Source organism: Nostoc sp. JL34 (assembly GCF_017114945.1).
GTDB lineage: Bacteria > Cyanobacteriota > Cyanobacteriia > Cyanobacteriales > Nostocaceae > Nostoc.
On the sequence record NZ_JABXKQ010000013.1, the window covers coordinates 1 to 13,379 of the forward strand.

The window sequence follows — 13,379 nt, forward strand, 5'->3', positions numbered from 1 at the left end:
ATTGCTATATCAGGCAAGTCCTATTGTCAATAGGCTTTGAGACGCGCTAACCCTGGTGTAGTATCCCAGAGGACTATCTCAGAAACGCAATAACTAGGTTGTTTTTTTATTAGGCTCCAAGTTGCCGAATTTGAGTCGAGTGATGTTGTGTAGGCATAGCCCGTTATAAACATCGCTCTTGCCGTAATCTTAATACACTGCGATCGCCTCTATTATTTCAAATCATGGTGCGTCACCGAATAGCCTGTCGTAGCGATCGCTGTTGCTGTAATCTGAGGAAGTGCGATCGCTGTAGCATCATTAACTTTGAGTTTGCGCTAACCAAGCTTCTAAATCGCTTAAACCCGAAAAATCAAGTAAAGCCTCAGCTAAATCATCCAACTGTGTTGAGTCTAAAGCTTGAATTTTCAATAATTGTGCAGGTGGAACAGTTCCAACTCTACGGCGAAGTTGTCGCGTAACAATCAATAAAGCTTTTTCCTGCTGGATATCCTTATAAATTACAGACTCGCGCATAGCATCACTAACCTTGATTTTGTGCTAACCAAGCTTCTAAATCGCTTAAACTCGAAAAATCAAGTAAAGCCTCTGCTAAATTATTCAACTGTGTTGAGTCTAAAGCTTGAATTTTCAATAGCTGTGCAGGTGGAATAGTTCCGACTTGACGACGAAGTAGTCGCATAACAATCGATAAAGCTCCTTCCTGCAAAATATCCTGATAAATTACAGACTCGCGCATAGTATCACTCCGTAATAAATTTTTAATCAGTTCCTTGTTTAATACTAGCCCAGCCAATATTGCCGTTGACGCAGCAATATTACTTTGTGTTCGGGTATCGTTTATTTGCTCAATAGCTTGTGCAACTTGTTGTAATGTTCGCGTTTTATCCTCAGTTTGACTGAGGGTTGCAAACGGTAACAAACCAGGTGTATTCAAAAATATGTTGCTGGGTTGCTCCCAAAGACGAATAACTCCAAATTCATGACGAGTATTTTCTAAAACAAAAGCTGTTTGTTGGACTAATTCGGATGTGGTGGGTTGCAGGTAAATGACAACTTGATGCATCCGCTTTCGGGGAAATCTGCGATACACCCGCAACCGATAATCAGTCATCCGAAAGGGAATTTCGGCTTTTGCTTCGGTTTGGAATTCGATATGCAGAACAATTTCATCTGACTGTAACAGAATTAACGCATCTGCTCGAATCGGTTCGAGGGATAATTCTGATGGACTGAGTTGGGTGAGTGTAATAGATTCGCCAAGTAACCAGGTGGCGAAATCGGTTGAAAATGACTCTGCTAAAAAGCGACAGACGTTATCAAACATAGACAGGTATTATATCAGCGAGGTCTTGTCTGTCACAAAGAGATTTTAGTAATGAGCGATGTCTACGATGGGCTACGCCTACGCCCCAAATTGAGATAAAGCGATCGCCTTTATAATTTGATGGTGCGATGTCTACGACGGGCTACGCCTACGCACTATCATTTGCTAGACACAAGCAACAAGCAAAGCTTTATAACAAAAATCATGAGTTTGTGAATGAAAATCACGATTTTGTCAATGAAAATCACGATTTTGTCAATGAAAATCATGAGTTTGTCAACGAAAATCACGATTTTGTTAATGAAAATCACGAGTTTGTCAATGAAAATCATGATTTTGGTGACGACAGCTTATATATTTACGTGCGTAGGCGTAGCCCGCACTTCGACAAGCTCAGTGACCATCGTAGACATCGCTCTTGCTGTAATCTGAGAAAGTGCGTTACCGAACAGCCCGTCATAAACATCGCTCATTCATCAGCAATACTACAAATACTTCTGCAACAATAACTTTAACTTTTCCTTCGTCGCCGCTGGTGCTTTGTCCAACTGAGTCAAAATCGCATACTGCAACGCCGAATGCGCCTCACTCGCTGGTGGATTTTCACTCAAGCGCCGCACAGTTTCTTGAATCACCTTTTGAGCATTCACAGCATTCCGCAGCAAATTGCCAATCACCAATTCCACTGTCACACTGTCATGGTCTGGATGCCAACAATCATAATCTGTCACCAGCGCTAAAGTTGAGTATGCAATTTCCGCTTCCCTTGCCAACTTCGCCTCTGGTAAATTTGTCATCCCAATGATTGTTGCACCCCAACTGCGGTAAAGATTCGATTCTGCCTTTGTAGAAAAAGCTGGCCCTTCCATGCACACATAAGTACCACCGCGATGGAGAGTAACATCTGGTAAATTGAGAGATGCGATCGCATCTGCCAAGACAGCAGCTAAATTCTTACAAATCGGATCGCCAAAGGCAATGTGAGCCACAATTCCCTCACCGAAAAAGGTTGAAATCCGATTTTTCGTTCTATCAATAAACTGATCTGGCACCACCATATCTAGTGGTTTGGCCTCTTCCTTCAAGGAACCCACAGCACTAGCTGAAATTAAATACTCCACGCCCAATTGCTTCATCGCATAGATATTAGCGCGAAACGGTAACTCAGAGGGTAAAAGCGTGTGATTGCGGCCATGACGCGCCAAAAAAGCTACCCGTGTACCATCCAAAGTCCCCAGAATCAAAGCATCAGATGGTGAACCAAAAGGAGTCTCGACTCGCACCTCTTCGACATCTTTGAGGGCATCCATTTTGTAAAGACCGCTACCACCAATAATCCCAATACTAGCTTGAGCCATGATTCTGAACCTGTTCTTTGCTAATCTGCTCAGTTATTTTATCGAAAAGGGGAGTAGCAGAAAACAAAGCGATGTCTACGATGAGCTACGCGTAGGCGTAGCCCGTCGTAGACATCGCATTTTGTACCGCGAACACTATTGAATTATTACCCATTCATTATTTATTCAGCTACAGATAGCAGCGATCGCCCACTTATTCGAGTATTAATTAATAATTTTTAGCAATCAAATTTCCGATAATTTTTAGAGATTAAATGCTTATGATTAACCCTTAAGTCAATTGTCACCATAGTTGATAATCGATGCTTCATGTATACAAATGTTAAGTAGACGCACTCCTGAGCAGCGAGAGAAAGTAAGGGTTATACTTTTGGGAAAAGGCTTATTTTAACCCCTGCTTTTAACATTTTCATAAATCAATGACTCTCAATTTTCGCTTTGCGGTAGTCAGCGACTTACACCTGGCACTTCCTCACACAATCTGGGATCATCCTAGCCGCTTTCATCTGGTAGAAGTAAGTATCTCAGCATTTAAAAGTGTACTAGAACATTTAATACAACTCGATTTAGATTTCCTGTTGTTACCAGGAGATTTAACCCAACACGGTGAACCAGAGAACCACGCTTGGTTGCAACAATGTTTAGCCCAGCTACCTTTTCCTGTCTATGTAGTTCCTGGTAATCATGACGTTCCTGTGCTGTTGGCCGACCAGCAATCAATTGCTTTTGCGGATTTTCCCTACTATTACACGAAGTTTGGCTATGACGACCCTCAGCAGATGTACTACATTCGTCAATTGCTGCCTGGAGTTAAGCTAATTGGACTAAATTCTAACTCCTTTAATGACCGGGGTGAGCAAGTGGGGTGTTTGGATGCCAAACAGCTACGGTGGTTAGAAGAGGTACTGGCGGCATCTGGTGATGACTTAGTTTTGGTAATGGTACATCATAATGTGGTGGAACATTTACCCAATCAATCGAACCATCCACTAGCAAATCGCTATATGTTGTCCAATTCAGCAGAACTATTGCAGTTGCTGAGGCGCTACGGAGTCAAGCTAGTGTTTACCGGGCATTTGCACGTTCAGGATATTGCTTACTCAGATGGAGTATATGATATTACCACTGGTTCTTTAGTGAGCTATCCTCACCCTTACCGAGTGCTGGAGTTTCATCGGGATAACCAAGGTAAAGAATCATTGCAAATTTTATCCCATCGCGTAGAGTCAGTGCCTGAGTTCCCCGACTTACAACAGTCATCACGGCAGTGGATGGGCGATCGCTCTTTCCCCTTTCTAATTAAGCTACTAACTCACTCTCCATTAAACTTACCATTATCACAGGCAAAAGAATTAGCTCCTGGTTTGCGCGACTTCTGGGCAACTATTGCCGATGGGGATGCAGTGTTAGATTATCCTCATTTTCCCCCAGAAGTGCGGCGCTATATTCAGACATATAGTGCAGCATCACAGCCCAATCCAGGTATCGCTACTGATCGAAATTTGACGATGATTGATAATAACAGCACACTTTTGCTAGATAAGAGTTAAGAGTTACAAGTTGCTCCAACACTCAATACTCAGCACTCACCACTCATTACTGATTTTGACGACAAATTCCAAATGCTGAAGTGTAGGCGTGTAAAAAGGTTCTGCCACCAACAGGGCCGATTTCACCGCCACAGAAAAAGCCACCTACAGGAATATCATTAAGGTAGCGCTGAAATAGTTCAGAATCGAAGTTGGGTTTACCATAGAGTCCTTCACCTCTTCCCAGACAAGAAAACATCAAAGCAGCTACAGCAGAGGGTTCAGATTCTCGTTGGTGTTGATAACTTTGCAGGAGTAATTCGAGGTCTTCAGCAGAGGCTTGAGCATCGCGGAGGTGGAATTGCAGCCTTTGGCCAGGACGGACGCGATCGCCAATTGCGATCGCCCCAGCATTTGGATCGACCCCAAGAATACCACGAATTAAAAAGTCTCCTTGCTGCAAAGCCAGCTTAAATTCATCCATTGCCACACCAACAAACAGAGAATGCTGTGCTAAAGTCCGTTCTTGTTCGCTGAGACTAGCAATCAAATCTCGCAATACCACCAAAGGCACTTGCTCATCTAACTCTAGAATAATATTGCGATCGGCTTTTGTAACTTGTAATGGCTTGCCAATCGGTCGGCATCCTTGGGCTACAATCGTTTCCAAAACAATATTGCCAGTCAAAGCTATACCAACAGTCCCCTCGCGATACAAGTTTTGCTGTTCCTCACCGTTAGTATCGTTACAGAAAAGGGCAACACGACCACCCATACCCCCACCACTAGCCTGTCCTCCTACGATCGTCGATCCTGGATAAGCGAAATCCAGCCCCTGCAACAAATCGTTGATTCCAGAGGCGAAAGAACTAGACAACAAGATGAATTGCGGTGTCGGTGATGCAGGTACACCGATCAAATCAAGCCAAGCATCTGGTGAACTGTCTAAGTCAGGTAATTCTTCAGCAACAGCATGAAAAACTTGAATCTTCACTCCTGGAAGGTGTGCTAAAGTCAAGCTAATAGCTGGTTCAGCTTCTAATTCTTGGGTTTCTCCGCTAACTGTCGTCCCAATTACACCACCACCACTACAGCCAATTAGCACAGGCACAGAAAGTTTTTCAGCTAACAAGGGTAACAGTCGGGAATACTCACTCGTAAAAGCAGACGAAATGAATACCAGTCCTAGATCCGCAGGTGCTGTTAACGATGAGACAGCTCGTTCCACCACATCTGTAACAGCGGCTTCCAAAGAATGACGGGTTGATAGGGCGTTTGCCCACTGCATTTGGTCTGCCATGAGTTTTGAGCTTCTTTCTCTTTTTGGGCTAGTAGGTTTTGATTTTTTATTTTGGGAAGAATTGTATCCTACAAAAATTAGTGCCAGCCTTTTGTCTCCTCCATCCCAAGAAGCTGGGGTTGTCATTCCCTAATATATGCATCTAAATATATTGTATGATTGTTTATCTATGGTACTGATTGCACAAAATATTAAAAAATAAAGATGAATGCATTATAGATGCGGCAGTTTACAGTATTGGTTATAAATCAATAGGCTAAAGTACTAACTTATTAGCTGAATAGTTAGAATAGTTAGTAATCAAGCTAAAATCTGCCATTCCTAAAGTTTTTCTATACTAGTATTAACAACACACAACGAGACTAAAGCAATGACCAACATCCAAGAAACAGCAAAAGGCGACATCCAAGAGAAAATTCAAGAAGAAGTAGAACAAGCGCGTACTGTCTGTGATATCAACGGTAGCAATTCACCTGAGTGTGCTGCTGCTTGGGATGCAGTAGAAGAATTGCAAGCCGAAGCTTCCCACAAGCGCCAAAGCAAGCCCAAAAACTCTCTAGAACAGTATTGTGATGACAACCCAGATGCAATTGAATGCCGGGTTTACGACGACTAGAAATTAAGGCAACTGGATTTTCTGTTGTTTGGTTAGCAAACAACCAAAATTGACCAAAGAAGACGCCTAGAGTGGAGGACGTGGAAACTCACCAATGTCCTCCACTCGCAAGCGTTTCATTTAAAGCAGCCGATTTTAGTCGTGTAAACAAAAAATAAATTCCTAATTTGAATCAATAGGCTTCTTCCAAAGGAATAAGTTGCGATTTTCATAAATTAAACAACCAATTAATTGGCACTAGGGGCATACAGATGTACGCCCCTATAAATTTTTTGTAATAATCGTGACTTCTAGTCATACGAGGTTCAATAAACTATTATCAAGAAGAATTCAGGATGAATTAGAGTCCGACTGACTCCTAAATAAAAGGGTTTAATATCCCTGCCTTATTTAGCAGTCTATAATCAGGTATTGGTATAAAAACTCACTTGATTTATTCGGACTCCTGACTTCTTTTTTATCTATTGTTTGAGAAAAAATATGGACTATAATATTTGGTTTCGACCTTTCGTCTGGATTGATTACCGACTGGCAGTATTATTCCTGGTAATTATTCCGCTAATTCTTCTGATTTGGGCATTTGTACAAAAAGCAGAAAGCATACAACGCTTATTGGCTATATACTGGCGAGTATCAAGCTTGGTGGCAATCACGATTTACTTAATGATTGCCCAGTATCCAGTTAGCTTTATCTCTGGATTGATAGCTCAGATTTTGATCCCGATTTCGTTATGGTTCTGGGTGGATATCAACGATGAAATTGAGTATCAAACCAGTGGTTCTTTGAAATTTATTTTTACCTCTTGGCGCTGGGCGACAACTGTTTATTGTTTTTTGGGCGCACTAGCATTTATACCTTTTTTGGGTTGTGCTTTTTCTGGCAATATGCTGAAGACTCCCTATTGTCGTGTCTGGTTCGAGGCTCCATTACTATTCAAAGAATATTTTCATGCTAACAGCAAAGCTGAGTTCTTAGGTTTTCTTGGCATAACTAGTTTAGTAATTTATGTGCTTTACTTGAGCTATTTTGTTTTGATTAAGCTGGGCAAGCAGGGACGTTCAGCTACACCACAGTAACAATCGTTGCGCCACTATACCGCTAACTCTAAAAAAATGAATTCCATTGGTAAGCGACTGGAACAATACACCGCTAAACGCACCAAAGAAGTCCTAATTGTAACGGTGGAAATTGCCGATGAGGAAGATACAATTGCTATTTTCAAAGGCTTTTCCAGTTCTTTGATGCGTCCAACGGCATTTGATGCAGATGTACCAGTTCTACCAGATGGGGTAAACATCCTCAACATTGACCGAGTAGCCAGTCCTTACAATCCTGAAGCACCGCGTTATATTCAACAAGGAATTTCTTGGTCAGCTATGGAAGCTCTATTATTAGAAGTAGGAATCTAATTAATTCGTAATTCGTAATTCCTAACATAGAGCAGTATGGCGATCGCAGTTAAGACAGACTGGTTACATTGTTAGCTTTATCGGATGGGCTTAGATGCAACAGTCACAGGATGCGAACTTGCCAAAACAATTCAGTCGAGAACAACGTTGGGAAATTGTACGAACTTTGCTACAACATAGCAACCTGAGTAGCGAGGCAAAACAGGCATTCCGCCAAGCTTATCCCAATGCACCAGAGGAGATGCTGAAAACTGCTGTTTTTCACACTTACATTGATGGAATTGAAGCCGCAATAGACTGGTTAGTTGATTTAGAGTTATTTCTACGTGAACCTAGTCATGAACTAGATATCAGTGTTACGTATCACCTGCTGTATCACCTCTACAATTGGTATCAGTTTAATGCATTGCTTCCAGATGGGAAAGCAGGAGTGTTGGAACGTCTCAAAAAGATTAAGGAGTTGGCTTCAGATGGAGATATACAGGCAATTATTGCAACTGTTGAGGAGCTAGAATCGATGTTTGAAGGTGGTCGTAACTATCATCTTGACTAGCTTGGCTCTATCTAACTGTAGGCTCTGAGCGAAGGGAAAAGCCCCTAGCCTAAAATAGAAAAATTAGAGGCGTGAGCATGAGGCTATTTCTATGACAATTCGCCAACCCCGGTATAGCAAAGAAGAATTCGCTCGACGTGGCGATGAGATTTATGAATCTCAGGTACGCTCACAGGTTGAAGCAGATAATTATGGCAAGATTGTGGCAATCGACATTGAAACCGGAGCTTTTGAAGTCGATATAAGTGAAATTTCTGCCTGCGATCGCCTCGAAGCCCGTCACCCAGACGCTCAAATCTGGATTGTCCGCATTGGTTCTCGCCATGTTCGTCGATTCGGCGGACGCATGAAAAAAGCCGTATGATCGCCGGAATCGTTAACGCGGATTTTGAACCGATTATTTCACTTTCAGTTTGTGGTTCCGATGGCAAAATTTACACACAAGATGCGATTGTGGACACAGGCTTTAACGGTTGGCTTTCACTGCCTCCAGATTTGATCGCTCAGTTGAATCTGAGATGGAAGAGGCGAGGACGAGCCATTCTTGGAGATGGGAGTGAATGCGTTTTCAATGTCTATGAAGCAGTTTTACTTTGGGATGAAGATATTCTGACAATCCCGGTCGATGAGGCTGATTCAGAACCACTCGTCGGGATGTCCCTGATGGAGGGTTATCAGCTAATGGTGCAAGTATTTGAAGGCGGTCGCGTCGAACTCAGCAAAGTAAACACGGTCTAAATTGCCCGTTGCACGCCGACCGTATTGAGTGAGGTAGAGAGGGAACGTTATCCTAAAGGAAGTAAGCTACAGTTGATGTCTAAATTGCCGTCTAAAACTGTCTTTATTTTTGAAGAATTATTTTGACTTTTGAATTTACAAAATGTACCGTTCTGGATACACGCTTCCCGTCTTTGCCTGCGCTGCTGCTGTTGCAGCTTTACACTGGTTACACGATCGCAAACCCCTAAGCATAGCATCTGTAGATTTGATTGAACCCGCTCAAATCGCAGAAATCCCCATTGAACAGGTAGCAGGATTATCTGAGAATACAGCTTTAGCGATCGCTCGCAGCGATCCTGGTGATAATCTCGATTTGACTAAAGATACACCGATTTGGGCGCTGGTGGAATGGCGCGAACAGGGTGATGATGCTGTAATTATTAAAGGTGGGGAAGGGATTGGTAGGCAATTAAACGCTGATGACAAGCCGGCTATTTATGCTTACGCCCAAAGGCTGTTGCAAGAGAATTTACAACGGATACTAGCACCGGGGGAAAAAATTACGGTGACGATTATTTTACCCGAAGGGCGATCGCTAGCTATTCGCACTTCAAATTCTGCTTTTGGTGTGGTTGAAGGACTTTCCCTTTTAGGCACAACTGGCATTTCTCAACCCTTAAGTACACCAGATCAGCTTGCAGTTTTTCGGGCGGAATTACAAAATAAAGCCAGTCGTTTTGAAACTTTAGTATTCTGTATCGGGGAGAATGGCCTAGATTTGGCGCGTAAACTAGGGATTAATCCTGAACAATTGGTCAAAACTGCTAACTGGCTTGGCCCAATGTTAGTAGAAGCTGATGTGTTGGGCGTGAAAAAAATCTTATTATTTGGCTATCACGGTAAGCTGATGAAACTAGCCGGAGGGATTTTTCACACCCATCACTACTTGGCTGATGGACGCCGGGAAATTTTGGCAGCGCACTGTGCGATCGCAGGTTTAAAATCACCAGATATCCAAGCTGTGTTTAATAGTACAACTGCTGAAGCAGCACTAACACACCTAAAATCCATAGATGCTGCAACTGGTAGTGATTGGGTAAATCAAGTTTACAGTGCGATCGCCGAAACTATCGATGTTCGTTCCCAAGAATATATCCAAAGTCATAGCGAAAGCGGCACAAAAGTAACAGTCTGTGGCTCGATTCTCTTCGATCGCGATCGCAAAATTATCGTGAAGAGTAAAACTGCTGGCCTGTTGATGGGAAAATTATGTTAATTTATTATGAATAATCGTAAACAATCCAAATAAATAATCCTTTAAGTAACCACTCTAGGGTAAGTTTATCGTTCTAATACCATCTCCGACTCAGGGACTAGACAAACGTACATAAACTCGCGTTTGTAAAGGCTCTCTATACCATTATCAGCCTGTCCAGGCTGAATAATAGCATCACCATAGACTACAAAGCATCTATCTATCCTTAACAGATATAACTCTCCCGTCATGAATACAGCGGTGACTCTACCAACAGAACAAGCGCCCCAAACATTGGAAAATTTTGGGAGACTTGATCGCCAATTGATTGTAATTCTGGACTTTGGCTCTCAATATTCTGAGCTGATTGCCCGTCGCATCCGCGAGACTCAAGTATACTCGGAAGTTTTATCCTATCGCACTACTTCTGAACAATTGCGCCAACTCAATCCTAAGGGAATCATCCTCTCAGGTGGCCCAAGTTCGGTTTATGGTGATAACGCTCCCCATTGTGACTCAGAAATCTGGAATTTGGGAATACCCGTTTTGGGTGTTTGCTATGGGATGCAGCTGATGGTAAATCAACTCGGCGGGGAAGTGGCAAAGGCTGATCGAGGTGAATACGGCAAAGCATCATTATATATTGATGATCCCACAGATTTGCTCACTAATGTCGAAGATGGTACTACCATGTGGATGAGTCATGGAGACTCAGTTACTCAAATACCATCAGGGTTTGAATTGCTGGCACATACAGAAAATACACCCTGTGCTGCCATTGCCGACCACGAAAGGAAACTTTACGGCGTTCAGTTTCATCCAGAGGTGGTGCATTCTGTTGGCGGTATTGCATTAATCCGTAATTTTGTCTACCATATCTGCGATTGCGAACCTACTTGGACAACAGCAGCTTTTGTCGAAGAGGCAATTCGAGAAATTCGCGCCAGAGTTGGCCAGAAGCGGGTGCTGTTGGCGCTGTCTGGGGGAGTGGATTCTTCTACCTTGGCCTTCTTGTTGTATAAAGCCATTGGTGACCAACTGACTTGCGTGTTTATCGATCAAGGCTTTATGCGAAAGTATGAGCCAGAGCGATTGGTAAAGCTGTTTCAAGAGCAGTTTCACATTCCTGTAGAGTATGTTAATGCTCGCGATCGCTTTTTAGCTACAATTACTGATATCACAGATCCTGAAGAAAAACGCCGCCGCATCGGACACGAGTTTATCAGTGTATTTGAGGAAACATCCAAGCGCCTCGGTCACTTTGACTATCTGGCTCAAGGGACTCTTTATCCAGATGTGATCGAATCTGCTGACACTAACGTTGACCCCCAAAGTGGTGAGCGGGTAGCGGTAAAAATTAAGAGCCATCATAATGTTGGTGGTTTACCCAAAGACCTACGATTTAAATTGGTAGAACCACTGCGGAAACTGTTTAAAGATGAAGTCCGTAAAGTTGGGCGTTCTATCGGTTTACCAGAAGAAATTGTCCAACGGCAACCTTTTCCTGGGCCTGGTTTGGCAATTCGCATCCTGGGGGAAGTCACATCTGAGCGGTTAAACATTTTGCGCGATGCCGATTTGATTGTCCGGCAAGAAATTAACCAACGCGGTATGTATCATGATTTCTGGCAAGCATTTGCTGTATTGCTGCCAATTCGTAGTGTTGGCGTTATGGGAGATCAACGGACTTACGCTTACCCGATTGTTTTGCGGATTGTCACCAGTGAAGATGGCATGACTGCTGATTGGGCGAGAGTGCCTTACGATGTTCTGGAAGTGATTTCCACTCGGATTGTGAATGAAGTGAAAGGGGTGAATCGGGTGGTTTATGACATCACGTCTAAACCGCCTGGAACAATTGAATGGGAATAATCAAGTTTTGAGTTGACTTAACTAAGAAGCTCATCACTCTTTGCTATGCTTCAGATCCCTTGCAGTAGTTTAGATTCACATACAGTAGTCTACAAGTTAATCAGGTAAACCTTTTCAACTCAAGAGCCAGTTATAAAGCCTAGTACAGCACGGCGTAAACCCCGGCTACCATCTCAATTAACCAGACAAGTTGCTCTGAGTAACTGCTTAGAGGTAGGCAAATTCCTGCCACAGTGTACTAGTATACTTCTGACTCTTGCTGTATTTCAAAATGGCAATGCCGACCTGACTAGTTTTAAGCTTCGGCATTGTCTATTTTTTTGAATTTTGGTGTACTTAAGAGCAAGAATGCCACAAAATCTCGTATTTGCTAAATTTTAAGTAAACTTACTACTTTTAATTTTTAAAAGCCTTCATCAAAATCCAAACTTGTTAGTAATAAAGCAGTGAGTAATTAGCAAGATTATTATTGAACTCCAACTATTCGCTAAAGTTAATTTTTAAATGTAAAGTAATTGAAACACCAACATAATTTTATCCAGTCAATAATTATAAATGCCAACGAATAATGAACCATCAATTGGATGGTGGCTGAAAAAATTGAATTATTGTTTAGAAAAGTAGGCGCGATCGCAGTAAAATTACCAATGGTATGGTGACAGAGAAAAAAACAAGCAGCTGATTATAAATACATTTCATTTGATCAACGTTAATGGAGATGTTATGGAACCTGCTCTTCCTCTTGCTGGCTTAAACATCCTCGTAGTTGATGATGATGAAGATAGCCGCTTTTATATTACTACCGTGTTGGAAGCTGATGGAGCTAGTGTCATGGCAGTTGCATCGGCAGGAGTAGCATTGAAAGTACTACCTGAGTTGCAACCAGATGTCTTGATTTGTGATATTGCTATGCCTGATGAAGATGGCTACACCCTTATCCGCAAGATCCGGGCGTTGAAGTCTGATATTTATGGAAAACTTCCCGCTATCGCCTTAACTGCCTATGGTGATAGCGAGTATCGTAGCCGTGCCCTGGAAGCAGGCTTTCAGACTCATGTACCTAAACCAGTTGATCCAGGAGAATTAGTTGCGATCATTGCGGATTTGGTTGCTTTTTATAAGAGTTAACACAAAACATGCAGTTATTTGTCGGTTGTTATTTGTTATTTCCCTCATCATATTTTTTAAACGAAGAAATCAAGGTTATAGAACATCACTTTTGGTATAAGTATTTGGTTGTGAAAAAATGTTGGTAATAAGGGACTTCCAACAAATAGATTACCCAATCTTGTGGGGTGGGCATCTTGCCATTAGTGTCAACTTAAGGTTACAACCCATTTGTCAACGATAGGTTTTGTTAGGAAGGAAGTATAAAGGTGAACTTTTTTCTGACTTTTATACGCAAGCTGGGAGTGATGCTAATAAACAAAGCATTAATA

The 13,379-nt window shown here is 42.3% G+C and carries 16 protein-coding genes; 12 read left to right on the top strand and 4 right to left on the bottom strand.

Features of this window, described 5'->3' with window-relative positions:
* Positions 1 to 300 precede the first annotated feature (300 nt).
* Both HWQ44_RS01085 and HWQ44_RS01090 read right to left on the bottom strand, forming a co-directional pair.
* Entirely contained in the window at positions 301 to 516 is a 216-nt protein-coding gene (locus HWQ44_RS01085; protein WP_292713748.1) for a DUF4351 domain-containing protein, read from the bottom strand.
* A 7-nt stretch (positions 517 to 523) separates the two neighbouring features.
* Positions 524 to 1,327: an Rpn family recombination-promoting nuclease/putative transposase gene (locus HWQ44_RS01090; RefSeq protein WP_292713750.1), complete on the bottom strand. Its 804-nt coding sequence runs from the start codon at positions 1,325 to 1,327 to the stop codon at positions 524 to 526.
* A 128-nt stretch (positions 1,328 to 1,455) separates the two neighbouring features.
* Between HWQ44_RS01090 and HWQ44_RS01095 the strand changes: the two genes are divergently transcribed.
* Entirely contained in the window at positions 1,456 to 1,836 is a 381-nt protein-coding gene (locus HWQ44_RS01095; RefSeq protein ID WP_292713751.1) for a hypothetical protein, read from the top strand.
* On the opposite strand, the gene HWQ44_RS01100 is transcribed toward HWQ44_RS01095, so the two are convergent.
* On the bottom strand, positions 1,813 to 2,685 hold the full coding sequence (locus HWQ44_RS01100; RefSeq protein ID WP_292713753.1) for an S-methyl-5'-thioadenosine phosphorylase: 873 nt from the start codon (positions 2,683 to 2,685) through the stop codon (positions 1,813 to 1,815). The two genes, HWQ44_RS01095 and HWQ44_RS01100, sit on opposite strands and share 24 nt — an antisense overlap.
* On the opposite strand from HWQ44_RS01100, the gene HWQ44_RS01105 reads away from it, so the two are divergent.
* The gene (locus HWQ44_RS01105) at positions 2,684 to 2,827 is read left to right on the top strand and encodes a hypothetical protein (protein WP_292713755.1); all 144 of its coding nucleotides are present in this window, start codon (positions 2,684 to 2,686) and stop codon (positions 2,825 to 2,827) included. The genes HWQ44_RS01100 and HWQ44_RS01105 overlap by 2 nt on opposite strands.
* A 277-nt stretch (positions 2,828 to 3,104) precedes the next feature.
* A complete protein-coding gene (locus HWQ44_RS01110; RefSeq protein WP_292713757.1) occupies positions 3,105 to 4,235 on the top strand; it encodes a metallophosphoesterase in 1,131 nt (376 codons plus the stop codon).
* Between the two features lie 46 nt (positions 4,236 to 4,281).
* Here the strand turns inward: HWQ44_RS01110 and HWQ44_RS01115 are convergent, their stop codons facing one another.
* Positions 4,282 to 5,514: an FIST N-terminal domain-containing protein gene (locus HWQ44_RS01115; protein ID WP_292713759.1), complete on the bottom strand. Its 1,233-nt coding sequence runs from the start codon at positions 5,512 to 5,514 to the stop codon at positions 4,282 to 4,284.
* Positions 5,515 to 5,884: 370 nt separating this feature from the next.
* On the opposite strand from HWQ44_RS01115, the gene HWQ44_RS01120 reads away from it, so the two are divergent.
* From HWQ44_RS01120 to HWQ44_RS01160, 9 genes are all read left to right on the top strand, one after another.
* Complete coding sequence (locus HWQ44_RS01120) at positions 5,885 to 6,130, top strand: Calvin cycle protein CP12 (protein ID WP_069074399.1); 246 nt, start codon at positions 5,885 to 5,887, stop codon at positions 6,128 to 6,130.
* Positions 6,131 to 6,610: 480 nt separating this feature from the next.
* Positions 6,611 to 7,207: a DUF3177 family protein gene (locus HWQ44_RS01125; protein ID WP_292713761.1), complete on the top strand. Its 597-nt coding sequence runs from the start codon at positions 6,611 to 6,613 to the stop codon at positions 7,205 to 7,207.
* Between the two features lie 36 nt (positions 7,208 to 7,243).
* Positions 7,244 to 7,540 (top strand): hypothetical protein, encoded by a 297-nt coding sequence (locus HWQ44_RS01130; RefSeq protein WP_292713763.1) that lies wholly within the window; start codon positions 7,244 to 7,246, stop codon positions 7,538 to 7,540.
* 94 nt (positions 7,541 to 7,634) lie between these two features.
* Positions 7,635 to 8,093, top strand: a complete 459-nt coding sequence (locus HWQ44_RS01135; RefSeq protein WP_292713765.1) for a hypothetical protein — start codon at positions 7,635 to 7,637, stop codon at positions 8,091 to 8,093.
* A gap of 91 nt (positions 8,094 to 8,184) precedes the next feature.
* A complete protein-coding gene (locus HWQ44_RS01140; protein ID WP_292713767.1) occupies positions 8,185 to 8,457 on the top strand; it encodes a hypothetical protein in 273 nt (90 codons plus the stop codon).
* Entirely contained in the window at positions 8,454 to 8,831 is a 378-nt protein-coding gene (locus tag HWQ44_RS01145; protein ID WP_292713769.1) for a clan AA aspartic protease, read from the top strand. The genes HWQ44_RS01140 and HWQ44_RS01145 overlap by 4 nt, the downstream gene beginning before the upstream one ends.
* Before the next feature lie 142 nt (positions 8,832 to 8,973).
* Complete coding sequence (gene cbiD / locus HWQ44_RS01150) at positions 8,974 to 10,089, top strand: cobalt-precorrin-5B (C(1))-methyltransferase CbiD (protein WP_292713770.1); 1,116 nt, start codon at positions 8,974 to 8,976, stop codon at positions 10,087 to 10,089.
* A gap of 228 nt (positions 10,090 to 10,317) precedes the next feature.
* Complete coding sequence (gene guaA, locus HWQ44_RS01155) at positions 10,318 to 11,940, top strand: glutamine-hydrolyzing GMP synthase (RefSeq protein ID WP_292713771.1); 1,623 nt, start codon at positions 10,318 to 10,320, stop codon at positions 11,938 to 11,940.
* A 723-nt stretch (positions 11,941 to 12,663) separates the two neighbouring features.
* Positions 12,664 to 13,068, top strand: coding sequence for a response regulator (locus HWQ44_RS01160; RefSeq protein WP_292713773.1), 405 nt, complete (start codon positions 12,664 to 12,666; stop codon positions 13,066 to 13,068).
* The last annotated feature ends 311 nt before the right edge of the window (positions 13,069 to 13,379 follow it).